Source organism: Stenotrophomonas maltophilia group sp. msm1, from assembly GCF_032025805.1.
In the GTDB taxonomy this organism is placed as follows: domain Bacteria; phylum Pseudomonadota; class Gammaproteobacteria; order Xanthomonadales; family Xanthomonadaceae; genus Stenotrophomonas; species Stenotrophomonas hibiscicola.
Genome location: NZ_JAVSKH010000001.1, coordinates 1,084,214 through 1,098,381 on the forward strand (window position 1 = coordinate 1,084,214; position 14,168 = coordinate 1,098,381).

A 14,168-nucleotide genomic window follows, 5' to 3' on the forward strand; every position below is an offset into this window, starting at 1 on the left:
TCCATGTTTTCCAATTACCGCCAGTACTGGGACCTGACCAAGCCCAAGGTCGTTGCCCTGATCGTCTTCACCGCCCTGGTCGGCATGGTCCTGGCAATCCCGGGCGTGCCCAGCTGGGAGCAGGTGCGCGCCGGCCTGCTCGGCTTCCTCGGCATCTGGCTGGCCGCTTCGGCGGCCGCCGCGATCAACCAGCTGCTGGATGCGCACATCGATGCGCAGATGGCACGCACGTCGTGGCGCCCGCTGGTGGTCGGCAAGGTCAAGCCATGGCAGGTGCTGGTGTTCGCCGGCGTGCTGATCGTGCTGTCGATGACCATCCTGGTGCTGTGGGTGAACCTGATCACCGCCGTGCTGACCTTCGCCTCGCTGATCGGCTACGCGGTGATCTACACCGTGTACCTCAAGCGTGCGACCTCGCAGAACATCGTCATCGGTGGCCTGGCCGGCGCGATGCCGCCGATGCTGGGCTGGGCGGCGGTCACCGGCATGCAGGGCTCGTCGGACTGGGCGTACTCGTCGCTGCTGGTGCTGATCATCTTCATCTGGACGCCGCCGCACTTCTGGGCACTGGCGATCTTCCGCCGCGAGGACTACGCCAAGGCGGAAATTCCGATGCTGCCGGTGACCCATGGCGTGGTGCACACCCGCAAGCAGATCATGGTGTATTCGGTGGTGCTGGCACTGGTCTGCCTGCTGCCGTACCTGGTGGGCATGAGCGGTGCGTTCTACCTGGGCGGCGCGATCGTGCTCAACGCCGTGTTCCTCTGGTACGCCTGGCGCATGCTGGACCCGCCGGACGAACTGTTCTCGATGAAGATGTTCTATTACTCCATCGTGTACCTGATGGCGCTGTTCGCCTTCCTGCTGGTGGACCACTGGATCCTGCCCTGGTTGTAAAGCGCCACCTGTAGAGCCGAGCCCATGCTCGGCTGGGGGGGGATGGAAGAGCAGCCGAGCGTGGGCTCGGCTCTACACTTGATCTCTTCCAGCGGCGTCGCCATTGCTGTTCCTGACCCCAAGGAAAGGAGCGAGCAGGGATGCATACGATCTTCCGTTGGACCACCGCGCTGATTCTGGCGCTGGGCATGGTCGTGACCGCGCATGCCGACGACACCGTCGCGCAGATCCGCCAGCATGCCGGTGAGCATCGCATCCTAGTACTGGGTGAGTTCCACGGTACCCGCGAGACGCCGCTGTTGGTACGGGAGCTGATGGAGGCCTACGCGGCCGATGGCACGCCGGTGCGGTTGGCATTGGAGCTGCCGACCGACGAGAACGCCGCGCTGGCGACCTATACGGCGTCTGCCGGCACAGCCGAGGCGCGCGCTGCATTGCGTGGCACGACGTATTGGAACGTCCGTAGCCGGATGCATGACGGCCGTCGCAGCGAGGACATGCTTGAGCTGATCGAGGCGGTACGCGTGCTGCGCAGCCAAGGGCGCGACGTGCAGGTGTTCGGCTTTGATCGCGTGCTTCCCGCCGACATGGCCGGCACTGGTACGCGTGACCGGGTGATGGCCGAAGAAGTAAGGGCGCGCGCGCGGGCACTGCCGAAGAACGGGCGGCTGCTGGTGCTGACCGGCAACGTGCATGGCATGCGTACGCAGCCGAAGATGATTGCGTACCCCCCGATGACGGCACTCCTGGAGGATCTGGACCTTTACAACGTGCGTATCGAGGCGCGTGGCGGGGAAGGCTGGGGCTGCACGGCACCTCAACGCTGTGGTGTACGTCCGCTGCCCAGTTACAACGGTGAGTCGCCCAGGCGGCACACTGCCGGTGACCGCAGTTTTGACCTGCAGGTATGGCTGCCGCGCTTCAGCGTGGCGCGGCTGCTGGACAGCGATTCGGTCTGGTGATCATCCACGTGCCATTCAACCGCCAGCCGAGCATGGGCTCGGCTCTACAGTAGATCCACGCCATGCGTGATGTTTTCCCGCAGCGGCCCACGCGCCCAGTAGATCCACGCCATGCGTGGATGATTTCCCGGATGGTCATGGCTTGCGCCGCGCATACCGCTGCGCGATCACGCCGCAGACGATCAGCTGGATCTGGTGGTAGATCATCACCGGTAGCACGATCGCGCCGAGGCTGCCGCCGGCGAACAGCACCTTGGCGATTGGCACGCCGGTGGCCAGGCTCTTCTTCGAGCCGCAGAACACGATGGCGATCTCGTCCTCGCGGTTGAAGCGCAGCCGACGCGCGATGAAGGCGATCAGCGGCATGGCGATGCCGAGCAGCACGGCAGCCACCACGGCCACGGCCAGCAACGAAAGCAGCGGCGTCTTGCTCCACAACCCTTCGGTCACCGCTTCGCCGAACGCCGAATACACCACCAGCAGGATCGTGCCCTGGTCGGTGTAGCGCAGCAGCGCGCGCTGCTTCTCCACCCAGCCGGCAATCCACGGCCGCAGCAGGTGGCCGGCCACGAACGGCACCAGCAGCTGCAGCATGATGCCGCCGATCGCGTGCAGCGGGTCGTGCACGCCGCCGGAGGTGCCCGCCAGCGCGGTCAGCAGCAGCGGGGTCAGGAATACGCCGAGAATGCTCGACAACGAGGCACTGCACACCGCTGCGGGCACGTTGCCATGCGCCATCGAGGTGAACGCGATGGACGACTGCACGGTGGAGGGCAGGGTGCACAGGAACAGCACGCCCAGGTACAGCTCCGGAGTCAGCAGCCAGCCCGACAGTGGCTTGAACATCAGCCCCAGCAGCGGGAACAGGAGGAAGGTGCAGGCCAGGATGGTCAGGTGCAGCCGCCAGTGCAGCAGGCCGCCGATGATCGACTCGCGCGGCAGGCGCGCGCCATGCAGGAAGAACAGCGCAGCGATGGCGACGGTGGTGACATCGTCCAGGACGATGGCGGCGGCGCCCTTCATCGGCAGCAGAGAGGCCAGGCCGACGGTGCACAGCAGGGCGAGGGTGAAGTTGTCCGGTCGCAGGCGCGACCACCAGCGGGTCATGGTGGGCAGAGTCCTTGGTGCGGAGGGTTCAGGGTGAGGTGACCGGCGTGGCCAGGCGTTGGCGGGTGGCGGCTTCCAGCGAGGTCAGGCCAGCACGCTGGCCCAGCTGAAGGGCCTGTTCGGGGCCGGCATGTTCGTAGCGTGCGTTGACCAGGCCGAGCACGGCGCCGGCGCGGTTGCCGGACGCACAGTGCAGCAGCACCGGCCCCTGGCTCTGCCGCAGGGCCTGGTGCACTGCGCGCACGTTGGCGGCATCGAGCCCGTCGGCACCGGCCACCGGAATGCGCACGTAGCGCAGGCCCAATGATTCGGCGAGGCGGGTTTCGTCGAAACCCCGGTCCTCGCCGGGCTGGCGCAGGTCGATCACGGTGCGCACCCCCTGCGCGGCAAGTTCGCGCAGTTGTGCGGCGGAGGGCTGGCCGCCGGCATACAGGCCCGGGCGGACTTCATTGAGCGGGCCATCTGCGGCCAGGGCCGCCAGTGGCGGGCAGAGCGACAACAACAGCAGGCAGGTCAGGCGCAGCAGCATGGTCCTCTCCGTGAAAACGTTCTGCCGCTACAGGCGCAGTCCGGCGCGCGCCTTCAGCAGCTCGCGCAGTTCGTACTTGTCAGTATCATCCAGGCCCTGCTGGCGCTGCTTTGCCAACAACTCCTCCAGGCGTTGCACCAGCAGCTGTTTCTCCAACTGGGCCACAGCATCGTGCAGTTCCTGGGTCCAGCTGGCCTCGGTGCCGGGCAGCGTCTGAGCGGCCAGCGTATGCAGCGACGCCTGTTCCTCGCGGCCGTCGAAGTGTTCCAGCAGGGCGCCGGTGCTGATGTCCGGGCGCTGTTCGACCAGCCCCAGCAGTTCCAGCAGCAGCTCCACGCCCGGCAGTCGCAGGCCCTGGAAGTGATGCTTTCCGCCCAGGGTCAGCGCCAGCGACGGCTGCTGCAGCAGCACGGCGATCGCGCCGCGCACCAGGCTGCGCTTGGCCACCGGCTGGATCGTCCGCTGTGGCTGGCGTTGCGGCATCGGCGCGCGCGTGGCCTGGGCAGTGCCGCCCAGGCCGGTCAGCTGCGCCAGCTGCTGCTTCATCAGGTCGCCGAAGGCACCGTCGGGAATCTGCGCCAGCATCGGCTTTGCGCGTTCGGCCAGGCGCGCCTTGCCGTCCAGCGTGCCCAGGTTGATCTCGCGGGTCAGTTCATCGAAGAAGAACTGCGACAGCGGCGTGGCCTGCTTCAGGCGCTCGTTGAAGGCCTCGGCGCCTTCCTTGCGCACGATGGTGTCCGGATCCTCGCCATCGGGCAGGAACAGGAAGAAGGCCTGGCGGCCATCCTTCATGCGTGGCAGCACCGACTCCAGGGCCTTCCAGCCGGCGCGGCGGCCGGCGGCGTCGCCGTCGAAGCAGAAGAACACGTCCGGTGCGTTGCGGAACAGCAGCTCGGCGTGGTCCGGCGTGGTCGCCGTACCCAGCGTGGCCACCGCCTGGGTGACCCCGAACTGGAACAGCGAGACCACGTCCATGTAGCCCTCGACCACGATCAACCGCTCGATCTTCTGGTTGGCCTGGCGCACCTGCCACAGGCCGTACAGTTCGCGGCCCTTGTGGAAGAGCGCGGTTTCGGGCGAGTTGAGGTACTTGGGGCCGTCGTCCTTCTCGAACACGCGCCCGCCGAAGGCGATCACCCGGCCACGACGGTCGAAGATCGGGAACATCACCCGGTCGCGGAACTTGTCGTAGACGTGGCCGCGATCATTCTTGGAGAACAGGCCTGCGCGGTCGAGCAGCTTCATGCGGCGCTCGTCCTTGCCCAGCGCATCGCGCAGGCCGCTGTAGCCATCCGGTGCGTAGCCGATCTGGAAGCGCGCGCGGTTCGCTTCGTCCACGCCACGGCTTTCCAGATACGCGCGTGCCTTCTCGCTGCCTTCCAGATTCTTCTGGAAGAACCTGGTGGCGGCGTCCAGCGCCGAGTACAGCTCGCGGCTGTCGTCCTGCTGCTGGGGGCTGCGCGGGTTTTCGTTGCGCGGTACTTCCATGCCGGCACGCTTGGCCAGCTCATCCACCGCGTCGAGGAACTCGAGGCGGTCGTAGTTCATCAGGAAACTGATCGCGGTGCCGTGCGCGCCGCAGCCGAAGCAGTGATAGAACTGCTTGGTGGGCGAGACCGTGAACGACGCCGAGCGCTCGTCATGGAACGGGCAGCGTGCGGCGTATTCCTTGCCCTGGCGCTTCAACGGCACGCGGCTGCCCACCACCTCGACGATGTCGGTGCGGGCGAGCAGGTCGTCGATGAAAGCGTCGGGGATACGGGCCATGGGCAACAGGGCAGGGCGCGGTGCAGGACCACGCGACGGAACCGGGGGCGGTCGGCCTAGTTTACCCCCTGTCGGGCACCTGGCTGGCGGTTGCCGGATCGATGCCGGCTGCGGCCAGGTGATGGCGCGCGCGCAGGCGCTCATCGATCACCGCCGTCATCAGGGCGCCAACGAAGAACACGACGGTGGCGTAGTAGATCCAAACCAGCGAGATCACCAGCGCACCCATCGAGCCGTAGGCACTGCCGGGGGCCACGGTGGCGATGTAGACGCCGATGCCGTAGCGGCCCAGTGCGAACAACGCCGAGGTGATGGCACCGCCGATGAAGGCCTGGCGCCATGCCACGCGGCGGTCGGGCAGGTAGTGGTACATGAAGGCGAACCCCACCGCGTACAGCAGCAGGCTGGTGACGTACCCCAGCGCGGGGAGGATCGAGGGCAGTTGCGCGAAGGCCACCTGCAGTACCGTGGTGGCAGTCATCGACAGGATCAGCAGGAAGCCCAGGGCCAGCACCACGCCGAACGAGAACACACGCTTGCGCAGCCAGGCCTTGATGCCCTCCAGGCGCTCGCCACTGGTGCGGAAGATCAGGTTGAGCGCGTTCTGCAGCTGCGCGAACACGGCGGTGGCGCCGACGAACAGCAGCAGCGTGCTCCACAGCCCTGCCAACGAGCCGACGTCGGGCTGGTTGTCGGCGTTCTTCAGGACGGTCTCGGCCACGATCGCAGCACTGCTGCCGGCCACCGAGCTGATCTGGTCGACCAGCGCCTGCTGTGCCGGCGGGTACAGCGAAGCGGTCAACCACAGCAGCAGCACCAGCAGCGGTGCCATCGACAGCAGGGCGTAGAAGGAAACGGAGGCGGCCTGGGTCAGCACGTCGACGTCGATGAAGCGCTTGGCCACCGCCATCGGAAAGCTGTCCTGCAGGCGCTTGAGGTACTTGTGCAGGGACACGGGAACGTTGGGCTCGGGTTCAACCATGGGTGTGGTTGTAGCAGGCGGCCGACGAAGGTGCGGTGAAGCGGGTGCATCAATGGGGTCAGAGCCCTTTCGCGTTGCGAAAGGGATCCGACTCCGTGTACCGGATTACGCCAGCTGCTGCTTGACCAGCTTGGACACCAGGCCCATGTCGGCCTGGCCAGCGAGCTTGGGCTTCAGTGCGCCCATCAGCTTGCCCATGTCGGCCGGGCCGGAGGCGCCGGTCTCGGCGATGGCGGCCTGGATGGCGGCCACGATCTCGGCTTCGCCCATCTTGGCCGGCAGATAGGCTTCGATGACCACGATCTCGGCGCGCTCGATCTCGGCCAGGTCTTCGCGGTTGGCCGCTTCGTACTGGCTGACCGAGTCCTTGCGCTGCTTGACCATCTTGTCGAGCACGGCGATCACAGCGGTGTCATCCAGCTCGATGCGCTCGTCCACTTCGCGCTGCTTGATGGCGGCATTGATCAGGCGGATCACGCCCAGCTTGTGCTTCTCGCCCGCCTTCATGGCGGCCTTCATGTCTTCGGTGAGCTGCTGCTTCATGCTCATGAGGAACCTCGTGGTGGTAGGTGGGGCGGGGCGGATGCCCGAACCCGGAAACGCAAAAAGCCGGCGACGCTCGCGCGTGCCGGCTTCGGCTCCATTGCGACGGGCAGGCCCGCCGCAATGAAGATGCGTCCGATCAGTACAGGCGCTGACGCTTGGTGACGTCGCGCGACGAGCGGCGCAGCTGACGCTTCACAGCAGCGGCGGCCTTGCGCTTGCGCTCCTGGGTCGGCTTTTCGTAGAACTCGCGCTTGCGGGTTTCGGCCAGCACACCGGCCTTTTCGCAAGTGCGCTTGAAGCGGCGAAGAGCAAACTCGAAGGGCTCGTTCTCGCGGACTTTGACGCTGGGCATGGAATCTCCGGGACACAGTAGAACCGGGTCACGCCCGGCGAGCCGCACATTATAGCGGCGAATCGACAAACTGCAAGCGGCCAACCCTGAATACGGGCCGGCGGTTCGAAAGCAGTGAGATCTGCACGTCCCCCGAGGGGGCGGCAGGGGCGTCATAATAGCAGGCATGCGAGTCCTTGGCATCGAATCTTCCTGTGATGAGACCGGCGTGGCGGTGTATGACACCGACCTGGCCGGCAGCGCGGCCCTGCGCGCCCATGCGGTCTACAGCCAGATCGCCCTGCACGCCGAATACGGTGGCGTGGTGCCCGAACTGGCCAGCCGCGACCACGTCCGCAAGCTGCTGCCACTGGTACGCCAGACCCTGGCCGACGCCGGTCTGGGTGTAGGCGATATCGATGGCGTCGCCTATACGGCCGGTCCCGGCCTGGTCGGCGCGTTGCTGGTCGGCGCCGGCGTGGCCCGATCGCTGGCCTGGGCGCTGGAGGTACCGGCCGTCGGCGTACACCATATGGAAGGCCACCTGCTGGCTCCGCTGATGGAAGACGACCCGCCGGAAGCGCCGTTCGTGGCGCTGCTGGTGTCCGGTGGCCATACCCAGCTGGTGGCGGTGGACGCGATCGGCCAGTACCGCCTGCTGGGCGAAACCCTGGACGATGCGGCTGGCGAGGCCTTCGACAAGACCGCCAAGCTGATGGGCCTGCCGTACCCGGGCGGCCCGCAGCTGGCCAGGCTGGCCGAGCAGGGCACGCCGGGCGCGTACCGCTTCGCGCGGCCGATGACCGACCGCCCGGGGCTGGATTTCAGCTTCTCCGGCCTGAAGACCCAGGTCCTGATGGCCTGGCGCGACAGCGACCAGAGCGAGCAGACCCGCGCCGATATTGCCCGGGGCTTTGAGGACGCGGTGGTCGAGACCCTGTCGATCAAGTGCGAGCGCGCGCTGGAAGCGGCCGGGACCAACGTGATCGTGGTTGCCGGCGGTGTAGGTGCCAACAAGCGCCTGCGCGCCCGCCTGCAGCAGATGGCCGAGCTCCTCGGCGGCCGCGCCTGCTTCCCGCGGCCTGCACTGTGCACCGACAACGGCGCGATGATCGCCTTCGCTGGCGCGCTGCGGCTGCAGGCTGGCCAGCACAGCCCGCCGAAGGTGGATGTGACCCCGCGCTGGGACATGGCGACCCTGCCGGCGGTGTGAACCGATAGCGTCGGGCCATGCCCGGCGGACGCATTACCGATGCACTGCCAACGGCGACGCCGCCAGCACGGTTGTCGCCCGCTCATGGCGCTGCAGCCAGCCCAGGGTGTGTGGGCAGCGGGCATGGATCAGCCGCCCGATCGCGGCCAGGTCGGCGCCGATGTCGCGCTCGAGGATGGGCTCGTGATGGGCGATGCGGTTGCGCAGGTGGCGGATGCGGCCAATATCCGCGTGGATGGCTTTCCGGATGACACTGGGGTGGGCGCAAGGCGCATGGCGCAGGACTCCGCTGAGTGCCGGTATCCACAGCGTGGAATCGAAGCGACATGTGAATAGCTGCTGCCAGAACACCATAGGCAGGTTGGCGACGATTTCAGGTGTATCGCTTGCGCGACTGGCAAGTTGTTCCAGTGCCGTGCGTGGAGAAGTACTGGACGAAGTTGGCAGCCTGCGTCTGAAGGCATCATTCCAGGGCCAACGTGGACCGTGCTGCCGAACAAGAACCATTGCCGCGGCGTTGCGGGTGACCACCTCGCACAGATGGACCGGCATCATCAGTGCACTGCACAGCCGCATGTTCCAGAGGTAGAGGGATTCGGCCGTGACGTCGGGGCCGCAGGTCGATGCGATTCTCTCGTAAGTAGACAGACGCTCCGCTGACAACGCGCGCCGCAGTACATCGTATGGAGCCATCGTCATGTGCGGTGGTGAAGGAGGGATCGATGTTCGCGAGAGTGGGCGGCGGCGACCATCAGGGAACGTCCTTGTCCGCGCGGCTGATTTTCTGCGTTTTGCCTCGGACGAATACCTGACCTGTCCTGTCGGATTTGGCCTTGACCGGCGATCTGGTCCTTGCCTAATCTGCGTGCCTGCGCCACCGGGACTCGCGGCTGGATTCCAGCTCCCCCTGGGGACAAACGGTAGTACCAAAGGGCCCCGCTAGCAGGGCCCTTTGTTTTTTCCGGGCCGCCCCACGCCGGTGGCCCACCGCCCGTTCCGGGCAGGCTCACCGCCGTGCCGTTACCATGGCCGCCTGTATTCGTGCCGGTAAGCGCAATGGACAAGGTTTTCATCGAAGGGCTGACGATCGACGCCCTGATCGGTATCTACGATTGGGAACGACGGATCCGCCAGGACCTGGTGTTCGACCTGGAAATGGGTTTCGACAACCGTCGCCCCGCAGCCACCGATGACATCGCCCACACCCTGAACTACAAGGCGGTGAGCAAGCGCCTGGAACAGTTCGTGCGCGAGTCGGAGTTCGGCCTGGTCGAGACGCTGGCCGAGCGCTGCGCGCAGATCGTGCTGGACGAATTCGACGTGAAGTGGCTGCGCCTGAAGCTGAGCAAGCCGGGCGCAGTGCGCGGCGCGCGTGCGGTGGGCGTGATCATCGAACGCTCGCGGGACTGACCCGGTAAATCCGGCTGACGGCGGGAAACCCCGGTAGTGCCGGCCGCTGGCCAGCAACCTTGGCAACAACGAAACAGACAGGAGACAACCGATGGTGGATGCGGTGGTGGCGGTACAGTGGCTGGAACGGCTGCAGAACACACTGGAACCCTATCCCGGCGCCTACCTGGCGTTGATGATCTCGGCGCTGCTGATCGCGGCCGGCCTGGCCAACTGGGTGACCAAGCGCATCCTGCTGCGTGGCCTGCGGCGCCTGCTCAGCCGCCTCCCCGGCGCTGACACCGGCCGCGGCAGCCATCTGATGCGGGTGATCTCGCGCCTGTCCAACGTGGTGCCCAGCCAGGTGATCGCCTCGGGCATCCGCATCGTGCCGGACCTGCCGCCGGGCCTGGTCAGCTTCATCATCGGCGCCTGCCAGGCGTGGGCGATCCTGACCGTGGTGCTGGCCATCTCGCATGCGCTGGATGCGGCCAACGATTTGTACGAGCGCCGCCCCGAGGCACGCAACAAGCCGATCAAGGGCTACCTGCAGGTCGCCAAGATCGTCCTCTTCGTGATCGCCGGCCTGTCGATCGTTGCCACCCTGGCGGGCGTCGACCTGCGCTATCTGGTCACCGGCCTGGGCGCGGCCACGGCGGTGCTGATGCTGATCTTCCAGGACACCATCCTGTCGCTGGTGGCCAGCGTGCAGATCAGCGGCGATGGCCGGGTGCGCATCGGCGACTGGATCGAGATGCCCAGCCAGAACGCCGACGGCGACGTCATCGACATCGCGCTGCACACCATCACCGTGCAGAACTTCGACAAGACCATCACCACCATCCCGACCAAGAAGCTGGTGACCGAGTCGTTCAAGAACTGGCGCGGCATGCAGGAAGCTGGTGGCCGCCGGATCAAGCGCGCGCTGTACCTGGACCAGCACAGCGTCGGCTTCCTGGACGAGGGCGACCTGGCCTTCCTCGGCCAGTTCGCGCTGCTGCGCGACTACCTGCGCGACAAGGAACAGGAACTGGGGCAGTGGAACGGGCGCCTGCGCGAGCAGGGCATGGCCGAGGTCAACAGCCGCCGGGTGACCAACCTGGGCACGTTCCGCGCGTATGTGGAGCGCTACCTGCGCAGCCATCCGGGCATCCATACCGACATGACCCTGCTGGTGCGGCAGCTGCAGCCGACCACCGAGGGCCTGCCGCTGGAGCTGTACTGCTTCACCCGCAGCACCGCCTGGGGCGAGTACGAGGCCGTGCAGTCGGACATCTTCGACCACCTGCTGGCGATCCTGCCAGCCTTCGGGCTGCGCGTGTTCCAGGCGTCCAGCGACGCCATGTTGATGGCCGGGCAGCGCCAGTTGGCCGGCTCGGAGTAAGCTGCGGTGGCCCCGGCGGAGCCATACGGACCCCGCTGGTGGCTGAAACTGAATGAAGAAACCTCTCGCCAAATGGCTCGGGATCGCTAGAATGCCGGGCTTGTAAACGTTTTCATCAAGGACTGCCGGTGGCCTCCGAACGCATCGAATCCCTCATTGCCCAGATGACCGTCGAGGAAAAGGTCGGCCAGCTGGGTGTCTTCGCGGACATGGTCCGCCCGTTCGCCCCGGACGTGAACCCGGAAGCCAACGTGCGCAATGCCGACCAGGTGCTGCAGCAGGTGCGCGAGGGCAAGGTCGGCTCGCTGTTCAATGGCGTGGGCGCCGAGCTGGGCCGTCGCATCCAGCAGGTCGCCACCGAGGAGAGCCGCCTGGGCATCCCGGTGATCCTGGCCGCCGACGTCATCCACGGCATGCGCACCGTGTTCCCGATTCCGCTGGGCGAGGCCGCCAGCTTCGAGCCGGACCTGGCCGAGCGCACCGCGCGCGCCACCGCCATCGAGGCCACGGCCGCTGGCCTGCACTGGACCTACGCCCCGGCCGTGGATATCGCCCGCGACCAGCGCTGGGGCCGTGGCGCCGAAGGGGCCGGTGAGGACGTGGTGCTGGGCTGTGCGTTCGCCGCCGCCCGCGTGCGCGGCTTCCAGGGCAGCGACCTGCGCGCCGCCGATTCGCTGCTGGCCACGCCGAAGCACTTCGCCGCCTACGGCGCGGTGATGGCCGGCATGGAATACAACATGGTGGACATCTCGCCGCAGACCCTGCGCGACGTGCACCTGCCACCGTTCAAGGCCGCCTTCGACGCCGGCGCGATCACCGTGATGTCCTCGTTCAATGACATCAACGGTGTGCCGGCCAGTGCCAACGCTGAACTGCTGACCGACATCCTGCGCGGCGAATGGAAGTTCCCGGGCGTGGTGATCTCCGACTACACCGCTGACATGGAGCTGGTCGCCCACGGCTATGCCGCCGACGACCGCGATGCCACCGCCAAGGCGTTCACCGCCGGCCTGGACCTGAGCATGCAGAGCGGCTTCTATGCTGAGCACCTGCCGGGCCTGGTCGAGAGCGGCGAGGTGCCGATGGCGGTGCTGGATGAGGGCGTGCGGCGCATCCTGTGGCTGAAGGAAACCATCGGCCTGTTCGACGACCCGTACCGTTCGCTTGACCCGGCACGCGAAGCCGATACCTCGTACCTCGACGCGCATGACCAACTGTCGCGCGACGCCGCGCGGCGTTCGATCGTGCTGCTGAACAACCGCGACAACGTGCTGCCGTTGCAGAAGACCGGGCAGAAGATCGCGCTGATCGGCCCGTTCGTGCAGGACCGCGAGAACATCGAAGGCTGCTGGACGCTGTTCGGCGACAAGCAGCGTTACGTGGACCTGGAGACCGGCGTGCGTGCCGCCATCGGCGACGAAGCGATGCTGGAAATCGTGCCGGGCTGCGAACTGGAAGCGGCCATTCCGGGCGGTACCGAAGCGGCGGTGGCTGCCGCGCTGCGCGCCGATGTGGTGGTGCTGGCGCTGGGCGAACCGCAGCGCTACAGCGGCGAAGCACAGTCGCGCGTGGAGATCACCCTGCCGCCGGCACAGCAGGCGCTGGCCGAGGCCGTGGCGATGACCGGCAAGCCGCTGGTGGTGCTGCTGCGCAATGGCCGCGCGCTGGCGCTGCAGGGCGCGGTGCGCAATGCACAGGCTGTGGCGGTGACCTGGTACCTGGGCACGCAGACCGGCCATGCCGTGGCCGATGTGCTGTTCGGCGACTACAGCCCGTCCGGCCGCCTGCCGGTCAGCTTCCCGCAGGTGTCCGGCCAGCAGCCGTACTTCTACAACCACCCGCGCACCGGTCGCCCGGAACTGCCAACGATGTCGGAGTTCAAGGCCCGCTGGCGCGAGATTCCGAACGAACCGCTGTACCCGTTCGGCCATGGCATCGGCTACACCACCTTCGCCTACGGCGTGCCGCAGCTGAGCACTGCACAGCTCGGCTGGGACGACACCCTGACCATCACCACCACGCTGACCAACACCGGCAGCGTTGCTGGCGAGGAAGTCGTGCAGCTGTACATCCACGACCGTGTGGCCAGCCGCGTGCGTCCGGTGCGCGAACTGAAGGACTTCCGCAAGGTGGCACTGCAGCCGGGCGAGTCGACCGACGTGGTGTTCACCCTGACCCGCGAGCAGCTGGCGTTTACCGGCCGCGACGGCGTGCTGCGTGCCGAGCCGGGCCTGTTCGACCTGTGGGTGTGCGCGTCCTCGGCGGCTGGCGAAGCGGTGCAGTTCGAACTGCTGAAGGCCTGATCAGAAAAAGGGGACGGAGGGGATTAAGTCGTTTGTGCCACTAACGACTTAATCCCCTCCGTCCCCTTTTTGTTGCCGTCACTGTGGCGGCGCTACCATCGGGCTTCCTGTTTCGATGGAGTGCGCGTATGCGCCGGATGGCCTACCTGATTCCCGCTCTGCTGCTGGCGGCCTGTTCGCAGCCTGAGCCGCCGGCGCAGCCTGCGGCGGATGCGCCGCCGCCGATGGAAGCGAACGCAGCAGCGACGCCTGCCGCTGAATCGACAGCGCCGGCTGCTGGCCCCGCCGACTTAGCACCGCCCGCACCGGCAGCCGAGGCGCCCGCCGAGGATGCGCGTGCGCGCATCGAGTCGCTGCTTGGCGATGCCGCGCAGTTCGAGAAGGTCTTCAATGCGTTCAAGACCGCCGTGGTCGGCGGGGATCGCGCTGCGGTGGTCGAGGAAGTGCGATTCCCGTTGAACATCAGCGGCGGAAAGAAGATCTCCGGCCCCGGAGAGTTCCAGCGCAACTACGAGAAGATCATCACGCCGGAGGTGGTCAAGGCAGTGTCCGGGCAGGACTTCGGCAAGGTGTTCGTCAACCAGCAGGGCGTGATGATCGGCAGCGGCCAGGTGTGGTTGAGCGGCCAGTGCCTGGACCAGGCCTGCACGAAGACCGAGGTGAAGGTCATCACCATCCAGTAAACGCAGACGGCCCCGCGTGCGGGGCCGTTTGGCAGGGTAGTGCCGGCCGCTGGCCGGCAACCGCCGGATGCCGGA

The 14,168-nt window shown here is 66.8% G+C and carries 14 protein-coding genes; 7 read left to right on the forward strand and 7 right to left on the reverse strand.

Annotation, left to right across the window (positions count from 1 at the left end; translation table 11 throughout):
• Positions 1 to 3 precede the first annotated feature (3 nt).
• Both cyoE and ROV95_RS04795 read left to right on the forward strand, forming a co-directional pair.
• A complete protein-coding gene (cyoE, locus tag ROV95_RS04790) occupies positions 4 to 897 on the forward strand; it encodes a heme o synthase (protein WP_164167394.1) in 894 nt (297 codons plus the stop codon).
• A gap of 140 nt (positions 898 to 1,037) precedes the next feature.
• Positions 1,038 to 1,859 carry a calcium-binding protein gene (locus ROV95_RS04795; RefSeq protein ID WP_312543278.1) on the forward strand — a complete coding sequence of 274 codons (822 nt, stop codon included), beginning with the start codon at positions 1,038 to 1,040 and terminating at the stop codon, positions 1,857 to 1,859.
• A 135-nt stretch (positions 1,860 to 1,994) separates the two neighbouring features.
• Here ROV95_RS04795 and ROV95_RS04800 read toward each other — a convergent pair whose 3' ends face one another.
• The 6 genes from ROV95_RS04800 to rpsU all read right to left on the reverse strand — a co-directional run bounded on the left by ROV95_RS04800 (position 1,995) and on the right by rpsU (position 7,142).
• Entirely contained in the window at positions 1,995 to 2,966 is a 972-nt protein-coding gene (locus ROV95_RS04800) for a bile acid:sodium symporter family protein (RefSeq protein ID WP_312543280.1), read from the reverse strand.
• A 28-nt stretch (positions 2,967 to 2,994) separates the two neighbouring features.
• Positions 2,995 to 3,495 carry a protein tyrosine phosphatase family protein gene (locus ROV95_RS04805; protein ID WP_312543282.1) on the reverse strand — a complete coding sequence of 167 codons (501 nt, stop codon included), beginning with the start codon at positions 3,493 to 3,495 and terminating at the stop codon, positions 2,995 to 2,997.
• Positions 3,496 to 3,522: 27 nt separating this feature from the next.
• Positions 3,523 to 5,262, reverse strand: coding sequence for a DNA primase (dnaG, locus tag ROV95_RS04810; RefSeq protein WP_312543284.1), 1,740 nt, complete (start codon positions 5,260 to 5,262; stop codon positions 3,523 to 3,525).
• Positions 5,263 to 5,323: 61 nt separating this feature from the next.
• Positions 5,324 to 6,244 (reverse strand): YihY/virulence factor BrkB family protein, encoded by a 921-nt coding sequence (locus tag ROV95_RS04815; protein ID WP_312543286.1) that lies wholly within the window; start codon positions 6,242 to 6,244, stop codon positions 5,324 to 5,326.
• Positions 6,245 to 6,349: 105 nt separating this feature from the next.
• The gene (locus ROV95_RS04820) at positions 6,350 to 6,793 is read right to left on the reverse strand and encodes a GatB/YqeY domain-containing protein (protein ID WP_005415013.1); all 444 of its coding nucleotides are present in this window, start codon (positions 6,791 to 6,793) and stop codon (positions 6,350 to 6,352) included.
• A gap of 133 nt (positions 6,794 to 6,926) precedes the next feature.
• Positions 6,927 to 7,142 (reverse strand): 30S ribosomal protein S21, encoded by a 216-nt coding sequence (gene rpsU, locus ROV95_RS04825; RefSeq protein WP_002808376.1) that lies wholly within the window; start codon positions 7,140 to 7,142, stop codon positions 6,927 to 6,929.
• Positions 7,143 to 7,308: 166 nt separating this feature from the next.
• Between rpsU and tsaD the strand changes: the two genes are divergently transcribed.
• The gene (tsaD, locus tag ROV95_RS04830; protein ID WP_312543287.1) at positions 7,309 to 8,334 is read left to right on the forward strand and encodes a tRNA (adenosine(37)-N6)-threonylcarbamoyltransferase complex transferase subunit TsaD; all 1,026 of its coding nucleotides are present in this window, start codon (positions 7,309 to 7,311) and stop codon (positions 8,332 to 8,334) included.
• Positions 8,335 to 8,367: 33 nt separating this feature from the next.
• On the opposite strand, the gene ROV95_RS04835 is transcribed toward tsaD, so the two are convergent.
• Positions 8,368 to 9,033, reverse strand: coding sequence for a hypothetical protein (locus ROV95_RS04835; protein ID WP_021202940.1), 666 nt, complete (start codon positions 9,031 to 9,033; stop codon positions 8,368 to 8,370).
• A 357-nt stretch (positions 9,034 to 9,390) separates the two neighbouring features.
• Here ROV95_RS04835 and folB point away from each other — a divergent pair, with 357 nt between their 5' ends.
• The 4 genes from folB (at position 9,391) to ROV95_RS04855 (ending at position 14,093) form a co-directional block, all read left to right on the forward strand.
• The gene (gene folB, locus ROV95_RS04840; RefSeq protein ID WP_005415016.1) at positions 9,391 to 9,744 is read left to right on the forward strand and encodes a dihydroneopterin aldolase; all 354 of its coding nucleotides are present in this window, start codon (positions 9,391 to 9,393) and stop codon (positions 9,742 to 9,744) included.
• A gap of 91 nt (positions 9,745 to 9,835) precedes the next feature.
• Entirely contained in the window at positions 9,836 to 11,107 is a 1,272-nt protein-coding gene (locus ROV95_RS04845; RefSeq protein WP_134731197.1) for a mechanosensitive ion channel domain-containing protein, read from the forward strand.
• A gap of 128 nt (positions 11,108 to 11,235) precedes the next feature.
• Positions 11,236 to 13,410: a glycoside hydrolase family 3 N-terminal domain-containing protein gene (locus tag ROV95_RS04850; protein ID WP_171953318.1), complete on the forward strand. Its 2,175-nt coding sequence runs from the start codon at positions 11,236 to 11,238 to the stop codon at positions 13,408 to 13,410.
• 128 nt (positions 13,411 to 13,538) lie between these two features.
• A complete protein-coding gene (locus ROV95_RS04855; protein WP_312543289.1) occupies positions 13,539 to 14,093 on the forward strand; it encodes a hypothetical protein in 555 nt (184 codons plus the stop codon).
• The last annotated feature ends 75 nt before the right edge of the window (positions 14,094 to 14,168 follow it).